We start from the raw sequence: 15,662 nt of genomic DNA on the forward strand, positions 1-15,662 counted from the left end.
TCGGGATCGGGTTCATCAACATGACACAGTATAAGCCGTGATGGAGGGCACGCTCGGGAAGGAAACCGGATACCGGCCCGTCGCACGGGTCGTCATCAGGGCTTCCACTGTGCAAAATTGCGGTAAAGCGCAAGGCCCGCCTGGGCGCTCTTTTCCGGGTGAAACTGAGTGGCGAAGATATTATCTTGGGCCACTGCACAGGTAAAGGGCACACCGTAGACCGTCTCACCGGCCGTCAGTTCGGGCTTCGCGGGCACAACGTAGTAGCTGTGCACGAAGTAAAAATAGCTGTCGTCGGGCACGCCAGCCCAGATCGGGTGAGCGCCCTGCGTCTGACGCACGCGGTTCCAGCCCATCTGCGGCACCTTGAAGCGCGAACCGTCGTCCTGCACCTGGCCTTCGAGATCGAAGCGCACCACGCGGCCCGGCAGCAGGCCCAGCGCAGGGGTGTTGCCTTCGTCCGACATGTCGAACAGCATCTGCTCGCCCACGCATACGCCGAACATCGGCTTGGTGGCGGCAGCTTCGACGACGGCCTCGCGCAGGCCCGACTCATTCAGGCAACCCATGCAGTCGCGCATCGCGCCCTGACCCGGCAGCACCACGCGGTCGGCGGCGCGAATCTCGGCGGCGTCGCTGCTGATGCTCACGTCGGCCTCCGGGGCTGCGGCACGCAGCGCCTGGTAGACCGAGCGCAGGTTGCCCATTCCGTAGTCGACAATCGCAATCTTATTCATCTCAAACCCGGCAGCAGTATTTTCAAACCATCGATAATGAATTCCACGGCCAGCGCCGAGAGGATCAACCCCATCAGACGCGTGCCGATGTTGATGCCCGTGCGCCCGAGCCAGCCTTCGATGCGACCGGCACTGCGCAACGCCACCCAGCACACTGCACCCACGCCCACGCCAATCGCCATGAGCGCCAGAATCTGCGCCCAGCCATGCGCGCGGCCGGAGTAGATGATCACGGTACTGATCGTCCCCGGCCCGGTGAGCAGCGGAATCGCCAGCGGCACCACGGCGATGTTCGGCCGCTCCTCCGCTTCGTGACGCTCTTCCGCCGTCGCCCGCGTGTTCCCGGTCTGCGCGTTGATCATGTTCACCGCCATGAGCAGCATGATCACGCCGCCACCGACTTCCAGCGACGCAATCGAGATGCCGAAGAAGCGGATGATGGCCTCACCGAACAGTCCCGAACCCGCAACCACGAGTGCTACGGCAATGGCCGCAACGTTGATCGTGTGACGCTTCTCTTCCCGTGTCTGCGTAGACGTCAGGCTGATGAACAGCGGAATCGCCCCGAGCGGATTGATCAGGGCCAGCAACGAGATGAAGAACTTGAAGGCGTCGAGCGTCATAAGGGGCACGCGGCGCCGGCGTCCGGCCGGTCGATGAATCTTCGCAGAGGCGCCGGACTCGCGTCCGGCGGGCTATCCGGCTAGCGACACCGGTCAGACCGGCATCACGAGCGCTACAGTCCCGTCAATATCAGAGGCTTCCCTTCGTGGACGGCACGACACCCGCCGCACGCGGATCGATCTCGACCGCCATGCGCAGGGCACGACCGAACGCCTTGAACACCGTTTCGCACTGGTGGTGGGCGTTGATGCCGCGCAGGTTGTCGATATGGAGCGTAACGCCCGCGTGATTCACGAAGCCGCGGAAAAATTCGATGAGCAGGTCGACGTCGAAGTTGCCCACGCGAGCGCGCGTGAAAGGCACATGGAATTCGAGGCCGGGACGACCGGAGAAGTCGATCACCACCCGCGAGAGGGCTTCGTCGAGCGGCACATAGCTATGGCCGTAGCGCACGATGCCCTTCTTGTCGCCGATGGCCTTGGCCACCGCCATACCCAACGTGATGCCGACGTCTTCCACCGTATGGTGATCGTCGATGTAGGTATCGCCCTTGGCTTCGACATCCATGTCGATGAGGCCGTGGCGCGCGATCTGGTCGAGCATGTGGTCCAGAAACGGCACGCCGGTATCGAGCGTCTTCCGGCCGGTGCCGTCCAGGTCGATCTTGACGCGTATTTGCGTTTCGCTGGTATCGCGAACGACTTCCGCAATGCGCATGATGGTGAGTTCTCGTCGTATAGCTTGTTAGAGTGATGCCGCCAGAGCCTTGGCCATTGCGGCATTCTCCGTGGGGGTGCCGACCGTCAATCTGAGGCAATTGGCCAGCAATACGTGCATTTTACCCACGTTTTTGATCAACACCTTGTGCGCGAGCAGGCCGGCGTGGGTTTTGTCGGCATCCGGCACCCGAACGAGCAGGAAATTGGCGTCGCTCGCGAACACCGTCACCCCGGGAAGCGCCGCCACTGTGGCCGCCAGCCGGGTGCGCTCCGCGCGCAACTCAGCCGCCTGCGCGTCGAGCACGTCGAGGTGATCGAGCATGAATTCGGCGCACGCCTGCGTCAGCACGTTCACGTTGTACGGCGGACGCACCTTATCGAGCTGATCCAGCCACTCGGCGCTACCCGCCACATAGCCCAGCCGGATGCCCGCCAGTCCCAGCTTGGAGACGGTACGCATCACCAGCAGATTAGGGAATTCGGGCAGACGCGGCATCCACGTCTTGCCCGCGAACGGTTGGTACGCCTCGTCGATCACCACCAGCCCGTTGCCTGCCGCGCGCACCAGCGTCTCGATATCCGCGTCGGCAAACAAATTGCCGGTCGGGTTGTTCGGGTACGCCAGATAGACCACCGCGCCGGGATGCGCCGCAATCGCGTTCAGCATCGCAGGCATGTCGAGCGAGAAGTCGGCCGTGAGCGGCACGCCGACAAACTCGACCCCAGCGAACCGCGACGAGATCTCGTACATCACGAAACCCGGCATCGGCGCGATAACCGCCGCGCCCGGGCGCGCCGTCGCCATCGCGATCATGCTGATGATTTCGTCCGAGCCGTTGCCGAGCAGCAGCTTCGCGCCGACCGGCACGCCCATTGTGCGCGAGAGCTTCTCGAGCAACGCCTGCGGACGCGGCGCCGGATAGCGATTGAGCGCTACATCCGCCAGACGCTGCGCCAGCGCGGTGCGCAGCGCATCGGGCAGACCGTAGGGGTTCTCCATCGCGTCGAGCTTCAGGAAACCGCTGGCATCGGGCACGGGATAGGTGCTCATGGCGAGCACATCGGGGCGAATCACTTGGTCGACGGACATGGCGAATCGAAGGCAATGGGTGTTGGGTTAGGGGCGGATGAACGGACTCAGTTGAACGCGAACGTCAGCAAACCGGCGTCCGCCCCATCGATCTTGACGGTGCAGCGGCGGCCGGTCTCCACGTTGCCAAGCGCGTCGGTGATGCGCTGCACGCGCACGCCCGTCTGCCACGACAACGCCTGCGCCACGGCAGGGCTTACCCGCGCGGGCGACTCCTCGGCCTCGCATCGCATGGCGACGAGTCGGTTGCCGACGCGGCCGAACACGCCGTGCGCCACTTCCTCGTCGGTGCCGCGCAGCGCGGTCTTGCCGTCCAGACGCAGCACGTACACGTCGTTATCGAACGCCTGACGCCGCACGCACACCGTCATCTTCTCGACGGACGTGCCTTCGAATCGGGCATGCTGGCAATAGCTGCCCGCGGCATGCGCGGCCGTGGCCGCGGTCATGCCGAGACCGAACAGCGCGACCGTCTGTACGACAGAACGCAGCGCAGCCCGCGAGACGCGGGCTGGCAGCGAAATCAACAAGGGAACAGCGTTTGCGCGGGTCCGACGCCGGGCAGTGGCCGACGTCGAAGGACTGTACGCGGGCCGCAGGGCGTCGTCGCGCATGTCAGGACTCGTGATGCAGACGGTATTCGGCGCTGCGCGCGTGCGCTTGCAGGCCTTCGCCGTATGCCAGTTCGGCCGCGATCTCGCCGAGCATGCGGGCACCGCCCTCGCTCACTTCGATGAGGCTCGAACGCTTGATGAAGTCATACACGCCCAGCGGCGACGAGAAACGCGCGGTACGCGAAGTCGGCAGCACGTGGTTCGGACCGGCGCAGTAGTCGCCGAGGCTTTCGCTCGTGAACTTGCCGAGGAAGATCGCACCGGCGTGGCGAATCTTGTCGCCCCACTGCTGCGGCGTCTCGGTCGAGATTTCCAGGTGCTCGGGCGCGATCACGTTGGCGATCTCGCACGCTTCCGCCATATCGCGCACCTTGATCAGCGCGCCACGGCCTTGCAGCGACGCGGCGATCACCTCACGACGCGGCATGTCGTCGATCTGACGTTCCAGCGACGCGTACACGCGCGCGATGTACTCGGCGTCCGGGCACAGCAAGATGGATTGGGCGAGTTCGTCGTGCTCGGCCTGCGAGAACAGGTCCATCGCCACCCAGTCGGGATCGGTCGAACCATCGCAGATCACAAGGATTTCCGACGGACCGGCAATCATGTCGATGCCGACCGTGCCGAACACGCGACGCTTGGCCGCCGCCACGAAGGCATTGCCCGGACCGACGATCTTGTCGACAGCCGGCACCGTTTCGGTGCCATACGCCAGCGCGCCAACCGCCTGCGCGCCACCGATGGTGAACACGCGGTCCACCCCGGCGATGTGCGCCGCTGCCAGCACCAACGGGTTCTGCACGCCATCCGGCGTGGGCACCACCATGACGATTTCCTTGACGCCAGCCACACGCGCCGGAATCGCGTTCATCAGCACCGACGACGGATATGCCGCCTTGCCACCCGGTACGTAAATGCCGACGCGATCGAGCGGCGTCACCTTCTGACCCAGCACCGTGCCGTCCGACTCGGTGTATTGCCAGCTATGGCTGCCGCATTCGATGCGCTGCTTTTCGTGATAGGCGCGCACGCGCGCAGCCGCAGCTTCGAGGGCAGCGCGACGCTTCGGCTCAAGCCCTTCGAGCGCCGCCGCCAACACGTCGGCAGACAGCTCCAGCGCGCCCATATCGGGGGCGCTGAGACGATCGAACTTGTTGGTGTATTCGATGACGGCAGCGTCGCCGCGCGCTTTCACGTCGGCGAGAATTTCGGCGGCCGCACGGTCGATGGCGGCGTCTTCGCTCGCTTCGAACGCCAGAACGTCGCGCAACTGCGCGGCGAACCCTTCAGCGGACGAGTCGAGTTTGCGAATATCGAGTTTCATGCTGTTTGCCGGGACGCCTGCTCAAAGGCATCCAGAATAGGCTGCAAAGACTCACGCTTCAATTTGAGCGCAGCCTGGTTGATCACGAGGCGGGACGAGATATCCATGATCTCCTCCACTTCCACCAGATTATTGGCCCGCAGCGTGCCGCCGGTGCTCACCAGATCGACAATCGCGTCGGCCAGACCCACGAGCGGGCCCAGCTCCATCGAGCCGTACAGCTTGATCAGGTCGACGTGCACGCCCTTGGCCGCGAAGTGTTCGCGCGCGGTTTGCACGTACTTGGTCGCCACACGCAGACGTGCGCCCTGACGCACGGCATTCGCATAGTCGAAACCCTTCGGTACAGCCACAGACATGCGGCAACGCGCAATGTTCAAATCAATCGGCTGATACAGGCCGCCACCGCCATGTTCGATGAGTACGTCCTTGCCGGCCACGCCGAAGTCGGCAGCACCGTATTGAACATACGTCGGCACGTCCGTCGCGCGCACGATGATCACGCGCAGATTCGGATCGGTCGTCGGCAGGATCAGCTTTCGCGAGGTTTCGGGATCTTCCGTCACCTCGATACCGGCCGCTGCGAGCAACGGCAGCGTCTCCGTAAAGATACGCCCTTTCGAGAGCGCCAGCGTCAGCGGTTGGGCCAGCGGCTGGGCCGGCTTGGCCGACTTCACGGTACTCATGCAATCTCTCCCTGGCGTGCTTCGACACGCCGGATTCGCGCGCCCACGGCGCACAACTTGGCCTCGATACGATGATAGCCGCGATCGAGGTGATGAATGCGGTCGACGAGGGTACGGCCTTCGGCCGTCAGACCCGCGACGATCAGACTGGCGGACGCGCGCAGATCGGTGGCCATCACATGGGCACCGGACAGGCGATCTACGCCGGAAATCCGCGCCGTGTTGCCTTCGATGCCGATGTTCGCCCCCAGACGCATCAATTCCTGCACATGCATGAAGCGGTTCTCGAAGATCGTTTCAACGACCTGCGACGCGCCTTGTGCAATGCAGTTCAGCGCCATGAACTGCGCCTGCATATCGGTCGGGAACGCCGGATATTCCGACGTCCGGAAACTCACGGCCTGCGCGCGACGATCCATCTGCACACGCAGCCAATCCGCACCACCGGTCACATTCGCGCCGGTCTCGCGCAATTTTTCGATGACGGCGTCGAGCGTGCCCGGCACCACGCGGCGCAGCGTAATGTCGCCGCGCGTGGCCACAGCCGCGCACAGGAACGTGCCCGCTTCGATACGATCCGGCACGACATCGTGCGTTGCACCATGCAAGCGTGCGACGCCCGTCACGACCAGACGATCGGTGCCGATACCGTCGATCTTCGCGCCCATCTTCACGAGCAGATGGGCCAGATCGGTCACTTCCGGCTCGCGCGCGGCGTTGGCCAGCACGGTCACGCCGTCGGCCAGCGTGGCCGCCATGAGCAGGTTTTCGGTACCCGTCACGGTGATCATGTCCGTCACCAGCGTTTCGCCGCGCAGACGTGAAGCCCGCGCCAAGATGTCGCCATGCGTCAACGTGATCTCGGCTCCCATCTTTTGCAGGCCCTTGATGTGCTGATCAACGGGTCGTGCGCCGATGGCGCATCCGCCCGGCAGCGACACGCGCGCTTCACCGCAACGGGCGAGCAGCGGACCGAGCACCAAAATCGATGCGCGCATGGTCTTCACCAACTCGTACGGTGCGGCCGGCTCGGTAATCTGCGACGCGTCCAGGGTCACCGACTCGCCGTTGCGCTCGACCTTCACACCCATGCGCGCGAGCAGCGTCAGCATGGTGCGCACGTCATGCAGATCCGGGACGTTGCCCAGCACCAGCGGCTCGGCAGTCAGCAGGCTGGCACACAGAATGGGCAGCGCCGCGTTCTTGGCGCCCGAGACGGCAATCTCGCCTTCCAGCCGCTCGCCGCCTTCGATTTCCAGGTGGTCCGCGGCCACACGCTCGCCGGCGAGAACCTCGCCGTTGCCAGCAGCGCCAGCGCTTTCTTGCGTAATCCTCATTGCGCCTGATACTCCGCCGGCGTGAGCGTCTTCATCGAGAGCGCGTGGATTTCGGCCTTCATGCGGTCGCCCAGCGCGCCGTACACGAGTTGATGGCGCGCAATGAGGCGCTTGCCTTCGAACTGCGTGCTGACGATGGTCGCGAAGAAGTGCTGACCATCACCTTCGACGGCCACGTGATCGCAAGCCAGACCGGCTTCGATGTACTGTTTGATTTGTTCGGGGGTAGGCAGCATGGCTGATCCTGGAGAAGTTCAGTGACGCAGTTTGTAGCCACGGCGCAGCAGATTCAGCGCCACGGTTGCGAGTATCAGGAAAGTCACGCCGACGACGGCGAGACTCGTCGTCGGGGCCACATCGGACACGCCGAAGAAGCCGTAACGGAACCCGTCGATCATGTAAAAGAACGGGTTGAAGTGCGACACGGCCTGCCACAGCGGCGGCAACGACTGAATCGAATAGAACACGCCCGCGAGGAACGTCGCCGGCATGATCAGGAAGTTCTGGAATGCCGCGAGCTGGTCGAATTTCTCGGCCCAGATGCCCGCAATCAACCCCAGCGTACCGAGGATCGCTGCACCGAAGAAGGCAAAGCCCAGGATCCACAGCGGTGCGGCGAACGTCAGGTGCGTGAACGCCACCGTCACGAGGAAAACGCCCAGCCCGACCGCCAGCCCGCGCACGACGGCCGCCAGCACGTACGCGCCATACATCTCCCAATGCGAGAGCGGCGGCAGCAGCACGAACACGAGGTTGCCCGTGATCTTCGACTGGATCAGCGACGACGAGCTATTGGCGAACGCGTTCTGCAACACGCTCATCATCACCAGTCCCGGCACGAGGAAGGACGTGTAGTTGATCTGGTCGTAGACCTTCACGCGGTCCTCGAGCACGTGCCCGAAGATCATCAGATACAGCAGCGCGGTGAGCACCGGTGCGGCCACGGTCTGGAAACTCACCTTCCAGAAGCGCAGCACTTCCTTGTAAAACAACGTGCTGAAGCCGGTCATGCTGCCACCTCCTGCGCGCGCGAACCCGACATGATCTGCACGAATACGTCCTCGAGGTCGGCCTTCTGAATGTCGATATCTTCGACGATGCCGCCTGCCGCACGGCAAGTGGCGAGAATGGATTCCACTTCGTCGCAGCCCGACAGGCGCAGCGCGAATTGATGCCCGTTCGTGTCCTGCCCGTCGACCAGCAACGGACGCAGCTCGGCCGGCAACGTGCCCTGCTTGAAGCGCAGCACGAGACGCGTGCCCGCAAAGCGCTGCAACAGCGACGCCGTACGCTCAAGCGCCACGACTTCGCCGCGCTTGAGCATGGCGATGCGGTCGCACAGCGCTTCCGCTTCTTCGAGATAGTGAGTGGTCAGCACGATCGTGTGACCTTCGCGGTTCAGACGCGAGATGAACTTCCAGAGCGTCTGACGCAGTTCGACGTCGACCCCGGCGGTCGGCTCGTCGAGCACGATCACCGGCGGGCGATGCACCAGCGCCTGCGCCACCAGCACGCGTCGCTTCATGCCGCCCGAGAGCTGACGCATATTCGCGTCCGCCTTGTCGGTCAGGTCGAGGTTAGCCATCACTTCGTCGATCCAGTCGTCGTTGCGCTTGAGTCCGAAGTAGCCGGACTGGATACGCAGCGTCTCGCGCACGGAGAAGAACGGATCGAAGACGAGTTCCTGCGGCACCACACCGAGCTTGCGGCGGGCGTCGCGGTAGTCACGCACCACATCGTGACCGAGCACGCTGATGTTGCCCGAGTCCGCGCGCGCGAGGCCCGCAAGAATGCTGATCAGCGTGGTCTTGCCCGCGCCGTTGGGGCCGAGCAGACCGAAGAATTCGCCTTCTTCGATCGAGAAGCTGACGCCCTTGAGCGCCTGCAACGCCTGATAGCGTTTTTTGACGTTACGGATTTCGATGGCGGCCATGACTGCACGCACCCGTCTTCGCGGGTACGCCATTATTGTTTTCCGGATCGGGGGGACTGCACCCAGGGTGGCAGCGTTGGAGCCCGGACGGGGGTCACTGCCCAAAATTCGGCAGAAAACCCCTGATTATAAAGGAAGCCGATGGCGGCCGTGCTCGCGCCCACCTTAGCCCGCCTTAACCCGTCTGTAACCTCGGTAACGCACGCTCCACGCGAAGTACACGGTCAGCGCCCTCCGCCGTCATCCGCCCGGCCATAAAAAAAGCGCCGTCACATGACGGCGCTTCTTCGAAAGGGCGGCAGTCCGGCCGGACGAATCAGCTCGAGAGCAAATGGTCGACGCCGTACACTAGTGCGAGACTGGCCAGCCCTGTCGGCAAGTTAGTGAACGCCAACGTCGCACCGCGCCGACTCGCGTGACGGCGCAAGGCCAGCAGCACCGCGAGCGCCGACGAGTCGAAATGCGTGAGCCCGGCGCAGTCGATCTGGGTCTCGCCCGCGTCGATGCGATCGATGGCCTGCGCGAGGACGTCGCCGGCAGTGTCGTGAGTCAGGTCGGTTTGCAACGCGAGCATGGGCTTACTTGCCGCCTGCGAGTTGCTGATTACGTTGCGTCAGGAACTGGATCAGGCCGTCGACGCCCGATTGATTCACCTTCTCGGTGAACTGATTGCGGTACGTCTGAATCAGCCACGCGCCCAGCACGTTCAGGTCATACAGCTTCCATTCGCCGCTCGCCGTCTTGTACAGACGGTAGTCGAGTTCGATCGGCTGGCCGTTGTTGACGACGTCGGTGTACACCACGGCATCGGTATCGCTCGGCTGACCGCGGAACGGCTTGTAATTGACCTGTTGGTCGCGAATCTGAGCGATGGCACCGGCATAGGTGCGCAGCAGCAGCGTCTTGAACTGTTCGGTCAGCTGCTTTTTCTGCTCGGGCGTAGCCGTGCGCCATGCGGCGCCGGTCGCCAGTTGCGTTGTCTTGGCAAAGTCGGCGTGCGGCATGATCTTCTGCTCGACCAGACGCGTAATGCTGTTCAGATCGCCCTTCTGAATGTTGGGGTCGCTCTTGGCCGCAGCCATCACTTCGGTCACGGTCTGCTTAACGAGTGCGTCCGGGGACTGCGCTTGCGCCATGGCCGAGCCGGCGGCGGTGTACGTCATGAAAGCCATGACGGGAATGAGCCAGAACTTCTTCATTGTGGACTTCCTCTTTCGAGTGACGAGTGTTGCGGGTTTGGATACCCGCGCGGCGTCTGGAGTTCTCGGATTGCCGGGAGTGTCGTGTAACAAACTGTTGCCCGGAGACGACGCGACTATCGCTTGGATAGCGCGCCGAGCCCCGTTTCAACAACAGTCGACGACGGTCGCCGACGATCGATGACGATTAGCGACGGAAGGGCAAACCGCCCGGCACCATCTTGCCCGGCACGGGCGAGCCTTGCGGCGCGTCCGGTTCGGCCTGCGCACCTGAAGCGGCTGCCGGGGCGCTTGCGCCCGAGGCCGGTTGAGCGGCGGGCATCGGCTGTGCGCCAGCGCCACCGGCCGCTGCTGCACCGGCAGCACCTGCACCGTCTTCATCTTCGTAGTTCGGCAGCGAGGTATCGCTCGTCGCCCCGCCGTTCACCAGATACTTGCGACGTGCAAGATATGCATCGCGCGTGAACGAGTACGGATCGAGCGCGGCGGCTTCGAGCAGGTTCGACGCGTCGAGCAGGTTAGCGCGCGTATTCACGAGACGCACACCGTACAGCGAGTAGCTGATCCAGTCAGGCTTGATATACGACGTCGGGTCGATGAACATGTTGCCCGCCATGCCGACGCTGTCGCGCACCGTGCTCGGGCCGAGCAGCGGCAGCACGAGGTACGGGCCGTCAGGCAAGCCCCACTTGCCCAGCGTCACGCCGAAATCCTGGCTGTGCTTGGGCAGGCCGGCCGGCGTCGCGAAGTCGAACAGACCACCGACACCGAAGAAGGTGTTGATCGTCAGGCGCATCAGATCCTGCGCGGCGGCCGTGATCTGCAACTGGAGCAGGTTGTTGGCGAGGTTGTACACGTCGCCCACGTTCGAGAAGAAGTTCGTGACCATGTCACGCGCCGGTTCCGGCACCGTGAAGCGGTAGCCCTTTGCCACGGGCACGAGCACGGCCTTGTCGAGCGTGTCGTTGAACTTGTACATCGAACGGTTGAAACCTTCGATGGGGTCAGCGGGGTTGGGGTTCGTGACAGTGGCACAGCCTGCCAGCGCCAACGCGCCAGCGGCCAACACTGCCGAAGTACGGAAGCTGGTCATTTTCTCTTATTTTCCTTGGGTTACCGGTGCTGCCCCAGCCGCCGGCGCTGCCGCCGGTGCTGCCGATGCGCCGCCCGCCTGGGCGCCGCCGGCATCTGCTGCCTTGTTGTACAGGAACTGCCCAATCAGGTTTTCCAGCACGATGGCAGACTGCGTGAGCGTGATCGTATCACCGCCCTTGAGCATCTGATCATCACCGCCAGGCTCAAGTCCGATGTATTGCTCACCGAGCAGACCCGACGTCAGAATCTTCGCCGACGAGTCCTTCGGGAAGTGGTACTGCGAATCCAGATTGAGCGTGACATCGGCCAGATAGCGCTTGTCGTCGAACTTGATCGACGCCACGCGCCCCACCACCACGCCGGCACTCTTGACCGCCGCACGCGGCTTGAGACCGCCGATGTTATCGAACCGCACCGTGACCGGATAGGTATTCGAGAACGACAGCGAACTCATGTTGCCCGCTTTGAGCGCGAGGAACAGGAGGGCGGCAAAGCCGAGTACCACGAACAGGCCGACCCAGAAGTCGAGAGGGTGTTTTTTCATTGTGTCAGTGTGCGCAAACTGTCTGTCTATGTCTTGGCAGGCGAGCCGGCCTCTTAGCTGAACATGAGTGCCGTAAGCAGGAAGTCGAGGCCGAGTACGGCCAGCGATGCCTGCACGACCGTACGCGTCGTTGCACGCGACACGCCTTCCGGCGTCGGCTGTGCTTCGAAGCCCTGATACAGCGCGATGAAGGTGACGGCAATGCCGAACACGATGCTCTTGATGACGCCGTTCGCGACGTCCGACCATACGTCCACGCCGCCTTGCATCTGCGACCAGAACGCACCGGAATCCACGCCGATCATTTCGACGCCGACGAGGTAGCCACCGAAAATACCGACCGCAGAGAAGATCGCGGCGAGAATCGGCATGGCGATCACACCCGCCCAGAAACGCGGCGCGACCACGCGCGCGATCGGATCGATCGCCATCATCTCCATGGCGGTCAGTTGCTCGCCCGCCTTCATCAGACCGATCTCGGCAGTGAGCGACGTGCCCGCGCGCCCGGCGAACAGCAGCGCCGTGACGACCGGCCCCAGCTCACGCACCAGCGACAGCGCAACGAGCAGACCGAGGGCCTGCTCCGAGCCGTACTTGTTGAGCGTGTAATAGCCTTGCAGGCCGAGCACGAAACCGACGAACAGGCCCGAGACGGCGATAATGACGAACGAATAATTGCCGACGAAGTGAATCTGGTCCGTCACCAGACGCGGACGGCGCAGCAGCGCGGCGCTCGATCCGAGCATGCGCAGAAACATGCGCGCACCGTAACCCAGGCGCTCGACGTGGCCGCGAACAAAACTGCCGATAGTGGTAATCATGCACGCGCTCCGATACCGAAGTCTTCCGCGAGCGGCGGCGCGGGATACTGGAATTTCACGGGGCCGTCCGGCTGGGCATCGATGAACTGGCGCACCGTCGGGTCGTTCGAGGCGCGCAGCGCGTCAGGCGCGCCCTCGGCGGCGATACGGCCTTCGCTGATGAAGTAGATGTAGTCGGCAATGGCGAACGTCTCGGAGACATCGTGCGAGACGATGATCGACGTCGCGCCCAGCGCGTCGTTGAGCTTACGGATCAGATTCGCCGTAATGCCCATCGAGATCGGATCCAGACCGGTAAACGGCTCGTCGTACATGACGAGGTCCGGATCGAGCGCAATCGTGCGGGCGAGCGCCACACGGCGCGCCATCCCGCCCGAGATCTCGGCCGGCTTCATGTCGCGTGCGCCACGCAGGCCCACGGCATTGAGCTTCATCAGCACGAGGTCACGAATCAGATCTTCGTCGAGACGGGTGTGTTCGCGCAGCGGAAACGCCACGTTGTCGAACACGGTCATGTCGGTAAACAGCGCGCCGAACTGGAACAGCATGCCCATGCGGCGACGCAAGCGGTACCAGCCGTCGCGATCGAGCGTGGAAACGTCGGTCCCGTCGAAATCGACCTGACCCCGACTGGCGTGCACGAGACCGCCGATCAGACGCAGCACGGTCGTTTTGCCGCAGCCGGAGCCTCCCATGACCGCAATGACCTTGCCGCGGGGAAACCGCATATTCAGCCCGGAAAGCACCAGACGTTCGCCATAACCAAAGCTGACGTCGCGCAGTTCGAGCAGATTTTCCGGATTCGGGGTAGGCACGTTTCGGGTCTTATAGTGCGGCGCAAAACGCCAATTATAGGGGGGTTTACCAATCGATGCCGCCCACGCCGGGTCGGCGAAAGCAAGGAACGGCGCTGCCCCGCGGGATTCTACAGGCCCCGGGCGTATTGCTGCGATAACGTTCCAATAGACGTAACGCCGCAAAAACCCAACGGCGCCAAGGACTTATCGTCTTCTGGCCCCGCACCAGTGTTGCGCCGTTGCTACAATACGACGTTTCGCCCTTGTCATCGTTCCTCGGGATGTCCTCCGCTACCCCTCCGTCTTCCAGCTCCGTCGCGCCGCAGTCTACGGCGACACCGGACTTTCAGATTCGTCCGATGCAACCCGGCGACCTCCCCCATGTGCTGACGGTCCAGGCCCTGGCGTACGCCGACCTGATGCTGGAGTCGGAAGCCACTCTCGCCTCGCGTCTGACCTTGTCGCCGCAGACTTGCTGGGTGGCGGTGGATGCGGGAACGACCGGACCGACGGACGCAGGCATCGCGGGCTATCTGTTCACGCACCCGTGGCGTCTCGCCGCACCGCCGCCGCTAGACACCGTACTCGACACGCTACCGGAGGCTCCCGACTGCTGGTACGTGCACGACATGGCGCTTGCACCGCGCACCCGTGGTGCGGGCGTGGCCGGTCAGTTGTATGCCGCCGCGTTGTCAGCGGCACAATCGCTCGGCCTGCGCGCATCGGCGTTGGTGGCTGTGCAGCAATCGCAGGGGTTCTGGGCTCGCTTCGGGTATCAGGTCACGGTGGACGTCTCGCCGCAGATCGCCGCCAAACTGGCAGGCTACGGCGATGGCGCAGTCTTCATGACGCGCGAACTGTAACCACCACTAAAGGCGCATCGCTAACTCACACCCGCCGCGCGAATTCCTGCTGCATCGAACGAACCGCCGCTGCCACGTCGTCGGCTTCCGTCACAGCGCGCACGACGGCCGTGCATCCCACCCCGGTATCGAGCACCTGCGGCAGGTTGGCGGCATCGATGCCGCCAATCGCCACCAGCGGGTAATGCGGCGCAATGAGCTTCACGTAACGCGCCAGCTTCGCCAGCCCTTGCGGTGCGGTGGCGATGACCTTGGTCGTCGTCGGGAACACCGCGCCGACGGCCAGATAGCTCGGGCGGAAGTGATGCGCCGCGAGAATCTCGTAATAGCCGTGCGTACTGATGCCCAGCCGCATGCCGCTCGCGTGCAGCGTCGCGACCTCGTCGGCCGAGAGTGCCGCCATGTCTTCCTGACCGAGATGCACGCCATAGGCGTGCGCTTGCGCCGCTTCGCGCCAGTGATCGTTGATGAACCACGCGCTGTCGTACGTCACGCGGCGACCGGCCGCCACCGTGCGTTCGATCTCGCTGCGCAGCCCCGGGTGCTCAGGGTCCTTGATGCGCAACTGGACCGTGCCGACCTGAAGATCGGCCATCCGCTCGCACCACTCGGCGTCGGGTAGCACCGGGTAGAGACCTAGTCGCGCCGGGCACGCAGGAAAGCGTCCCGGTGACGGCACCTGACCCAGCACAGCGGGAAACGTCTCCAGCACGGTCGGCCACGCGCCCAGCGTGTTGACGTCTTCCGAACGCACATGACTGCCGTCTGTGCGCCATGCGCGGCCGAGCACCAGCGCGTCGTGCGGGGCAAATCCGCAATCCAGAAACGCTGCAAACGCGGGAAAGAAGGCGGGATCGTCGACGCCCGCGACGCGATAGACGCCGTCCGGCGTGTACAGAGTGTCTTCCACGTGCCCCTGCGCGAGGGCTCGCGAGCAAAGCACGACTGCGCCATTCGCGCGCCATGCGTCCAGGTTGACGGACGCCGCCGTGCCCAATCCATGCGCAGGCACGAGCGGCAGCCAGACGACATCGCCCGGCCCTGCGCTGCCGGGCGTCTCGGCATGCAGCCGCCATTGCGCCGATGTCGCCTCATCCGGCCATGGTGCGAGGCGCGCGCGGATCGCGTCGGCGGCCTGCTGCCAGGCCATCGCCAGCGATGCGTCGGTGGGCAGGCATTGCACGTGCTGCATGTGCACAGGCCCGGCGGCGCCAGCGTGCGTCGTCATGAAAAATCCTTGTTGATCCGGCCCCGCATCGCGCGGCCGTTAGTCATGAAA

General features: G+C 63.9%; 19 protein-coding genes. 1 reads left to right on the forward strand and 18 read right to left on the reverse strand.

The annotated features are described in order from the left end of the window. Positions 1 to 95: 95 nt before the first annotated feature. From hisH to PAN31117_RS24190, 17 genes are all read right to left on the reverse strand, one after another. Positions 96 to 737 carry an imidazole glycerol phosphate synthase subunit HisH gene (hisH, locus tag PAN31117_RS24110; protein ID WP_039393605.1) on the reverse strand — a complete coding sequence of 214 codons (642 nt, stop codon included), beginning with the start codon at positions 735 to 737 and terminating at the stop codon, positions 96 to 98. Next, positions 734 to 1,360, reverse strand: a complete 627-nt coding sequence (locus PAN31117_RS24115; protein WP_039393607.1) for a MarC family protein — start codon at positions 1,358 to 1,360, stop codon at positions 734 to 736. The genes hisH and PAN31117_RS24115 overlap by 4 nt, the downstream gene beginning before the upstream one ends. Before the next feature lie 130 nt (positions 1,361 to 1,490). Further along, entirely contained in the window at positions 1,491 to 2,078 is a 588-nt protein-coding gene (gene hisB, locus PAN31117_RS24120; RefSeq protein ID WP_039393608.1) for an imidazoleglycerol-phosphate dehydratase HisB, read from the reverse strand. 27 nt (positions 2,079 to 2,105) lie between these two features. After that, positions 2,106 to 3,170: a histidinol-phosphate transaminase gene (hisC, locus tag PAN31117_RS24125; RefSeq protein ID WP_150740436.1), complete on the reverse strand. Its 1,065-nt coding sequence runs from the start codon at positions 3,168 to 3,170 to the stop codon at positions 2,106 to 2,108. A 47-nt stretch (positions 3,171 to 3,217) separates the two neighbouring features. After that, complete coding sequence (locus PAN31117_RS24130) at positions 3,218 to 3,784, reverse strand: hypothetical protein (protein ID WP_150740437.1); 567 nt, start codon at positions 3,782 to 3,784, stop codon at positions 3,218 to 3,220. 1 nt (position 3,785) lies between these two features. Beyond that, entirely contained in the window at positions 3,786 to 5,108 is a 1,323-nt protein-coding gene (gene hisD / locus PAN31117_RS24135; RefSeq protein WP_150740438.1) for a histidinol dehydrogenase, read from the reverse strand. After that, a complete protein-coding gene (gene hisG / locus PAN31117_RS24140) occupies positions 5,105 to 5,758 on the reverse strand; it encodes an ATP phosphoribosyltransferase (RefSeq protein WP_095178579.1) in 654 nt (217 codons plus the stop codon). Before hisG ends, hisD begins: the two co-directional genes overlap by 4 nt. Positions 5,759 to 5,790: 32 nt before the next feature. Then, positions 5,791 to 7,131 carry a UDP-N-acetylglucosamine 1-carboxyvinyltransferase gene (gene murA, locus PAN31117_RS24145; protein ID WP_150740439.1) on the reverse strand — a complete coding sequence of 447 codons (1,341 nt, stop codon included), beginning with the start codon at positions 7,129 to 7,131 and terminating at the stop codon, positions 5,791 to 5,793. Beyond that, a complete protein-coding gene (locus PAN31117_RS24150) occupies positions 7,128 to 7,367 on the reverse strand; it encodes a BolA family protein (protein WP_150740440.1) in 240 nt (79 codons plus the stop codon). The genes murA and PAN31117_RS24150 overlap by 4 nt, the downstream gene beginning before the upstream one ends. An 18-nt stretch (positions 7,368 to 7,385) precedes the next feature. After that, positions 7,386 to 8,141, reverse strand: a complete 756-nt coding sequence (locus PAN31117_RS24155) for an ABC transporter permease (protein WP_039393623.1) — start codon at positions 8,139 to 8,141, stop codon at positions 7,386 to 7,388. After that, positions 8,138 to 9,064 carry an ABC transporter ATP-binding protein gene (locus PAN31117_RS24160; protein ID WP_039393625.1) on the reverse strand — a complete coding sequence of 309 codons (927 nt, stop codon included), beginning with the start codon at positions 9,062 to 9,064 and terminating at the stop codon, positions 8,138 to 8,140. Before PAN31117_RS24160 ends, PAN31117_RS24155 begins: the two co-directional genes overlap by 4 nt. A 316-nt stretch (positions 9,065 to 9,380) precedes the next feature. After that, a complete protein-coding gene (locus PAN31117_RS24165) occupies positions 9,381 to 9,638 on the reverse strand; it encodes an STAS domain-containing protein (protein WP_023593879.1) in 258 nt (85 codons plus the stop codon). A 4-nt stretch (positions 9,639 to 9,642) separates the two neighbouring features. Further along, positions 9,643 to 10,263: an MlaC/ttg2D family ABC transporter substrate-binding protein gene (locus PAN31117_RS24170; protein ID WP_150740441.1), complete on the reverse strand. Its 621-nt coding sequence runs from the start codon at positions 10,261 to 10,263 to the stop codon at positions 9,643 to 9,645. Between the two features lie 187 nt (positions 10,264 to 10,450). Further along, complete coding sequence (locus tag PAN31117_RS24175) at positions 10,451 to 11,356, reverse strand: MlaA family lipoprotein (RefSeq protein ID WP_150740442.1); 906 nt, start codon at positions 11,354 to 11,356, stop codon at positions 10,451 to 10,453. Between the two features lie 6 nt (positions 11,357 to 11,362). Beyond that, a complete protein-coding gene (mlaD, locus tag PAN31117_RS24180; protein WP_150740443.1) occupies positions 11,363 to 11,902 on the reverse strand; it encodes an outer membrane lipid asymmetry maintenance protein MlaD in 540 nt (179 codons plus the stop codon). A 53-nt stretch (positions 11,903 to 11,955) separates the two neighbouring features. Then, positions 11,956 to 12,723: a lipid asymmetry maintenance ABC transporter permease subunit MlaE gene (gene mlaE, locus PAN31117_RS24185; RefSeq protein ID WP_039393637.1), complete on the reverse strand. Its 768-nt coding sequence runs from the start codon at positions 12,721 to 12,723 to the stop codon at positions 11,956 to 11,958. After that, complete coding sequence (locus PAN31117_RS24190; protein WP_150740444.1) at positions 12,720 to 13,538, reverse strand: ABC transporter ATP-binding protein; 819 nt, start codon at positions 13,536 to 13,538, stop codon at positions 12,720 to 12,722. The genes mlaE and PAN31117_RS24190 overlap by 4 nt, the downstream gene beginning before the upstream one ends. Positions 13,539 to 13,879: 341 nt before the next feature. Here PAN31117_RS24190 and PAN31117_RS24195 point away from each other — a divergent pair, with 341 nt between their 5' ends. After that, positions 13,880 to 14,383, forward strand: coding sequence for a GNAT family N-acetyltransferase (locus tag PAN31117_RS24195; protein WP_150740445.1), 504 nt, complete (start codon positions 13,880 to 13,882; stop codon positions 14,381 to 14,383). A 25-nt stretch (positions 14,384 to 14,408) separates the two neighbouring features. Here the strand turns inward: PAN31117_RS24195 and PAN31117_RS24200 are convergent, their stop codons facing one another. Continuing rightward, a complete protein-coding gene (locus PAN31117_RS24200; protein ID WP_246189241.1) occupies positions 14,409 to 15,611 on the reverse strand; it encodes a thiamine phosphate synthase in 1,203 nt (400 codons plus the stop codon). Between the last annotated feature and the right edge of the window lie 51 nt (positions 15,612 to 15,662).

Source organism: Pandoraea anapnoica (genome assembly GCF_902459765.1).
GTDB classification, from domain to species: Bacteria; Pseudomonadota; Gammaproteobacteria; order Burkholderiales; family Burkholderiaceae; genus Pandoraea; species Pandoraea anapnoica.

Excerpts from the sequence above, each read along its gene's own strand:
- PAN31117_RS24165 (WP_023593879.1), bottom strand. The coding sequence starts at position 9,638 with ATGCTCGCGTTGCAAACCGACCTGACTCACGACACTGCCGGCGACGTC.
- PAN31117_RS24155 (WP_039393623.1), bottom strand. The coding sequence starts at position 8,141 with ATGACCGGCTTCAGCACGTTGTTTTACAAGGAAGTGCTGCGCTTCTGG.
- PAN31117_RS24175 (WP_150740442.1), bottom strand. The coding sequence starts at position 11,356 with ATGACCAGCTTCCGTACTTCGGCAGTGTTGGCCGCTGGCGCGTTGGCG.
- PAN31117_RS24115 (WP_039393607.1), bottom strand. The coding sequence starts at position 1,360 with ATGACGCTCGACGCCTTCAAGTTCTTCATCTCGTTGCTGGCCCTGATC.
- hisH (WP_039393605.1), bottom strand. The coding sequence starts at position 737 with ATGAATAAGATTGCGATTGTCGACTACGGAATGGGCAACCTGCGCTCG.
- PAN31117_RS24170 (WP_150740441.1), bottom strand. The coding sequence starts at position 10,263 with ATGAAGAAGTTCTGGCTCATTCCCGTCATGGCTTTCATGACGTACACC.
- PAN31117_RS24200 (WP_246189241.1), bottom strand. The coding sequence starts at position 15,611 with ATGACGACGCACGCTGGCGCCGCCGGGCCTGTGCACATGCAGCACGTG.
- hisB (WP_039393608.1), bottom strand. The coding sequence starts at position 2,078 with ATGCGCATTGCGGAAGTCGTTCGCGATACCAGCGAAACGCAAATACGC.
- PAN31117_RS24160 (WP_039393625.1), bottom strand. The coding sequence starts at position 9,064 with ATGGCCGCCATCGAAATCCGTAACGTCAAAAAACGCTATCAGGCGTTG.
- PAN31117_RS24130 (WP_150740437.1), bottom strand. The coding sequence starts at position 3,784 with ATGCGCGACGACGCCCTGCGGCCCGCGTACAGTCCTTCGACGTCGGCC.
- mlaD (WP_150740443.1), bottom strand. The coding sequence starts at position 11,902 with ATGAAAAAACACCCTCTCGACTTCTGGGTCGGCCTGTTCGTGGTACTC.
- murA (WP_150740439.1), bottom strand. The coding sequence starts at position 7,131 with ATGAGGATTACGCAAGAAAGCGCTGGCGCTGCTGGCAACGGCGAGGTT.
- PAN31117_RS24195 (WP_150740445.1), top strand. The coding sequence starts at position 13,880 with ATGCAACCCGGCGACCTCCCCCATGTGCTGACGGTCCAGGCCCTGGCG.
- PAN31117_RS24150 (WP_150740440.1), bottom strand. The coding sequence starts at position 7,367 with ATGCTGCCTACCCCCGAACAAATCAAACAGTACATCGAAGCCGGTCTG.
- mlaE (WP_039393637.1), bottom strand. The coding sequence starts at position 12,723 with ATGATTACCACTATCGGCAGTTTTGTTCGCGGCCACGTCGAGCGCCTG.
- hisC (WP_150740436.1), bottom strand. The coding sequence starts at position 3,170 with ATGTCCGTCGACCAAGTGATTCGCCCCGATGTGCTCGCCATGAGCACC.
- hisD (WP_150740438.1), bottom strand. The coding sequence starts at position 5,108 with ATGAAACTCGATATTCGCAAACTCGACTCGTCCGCTGAAGGGTTCGCC.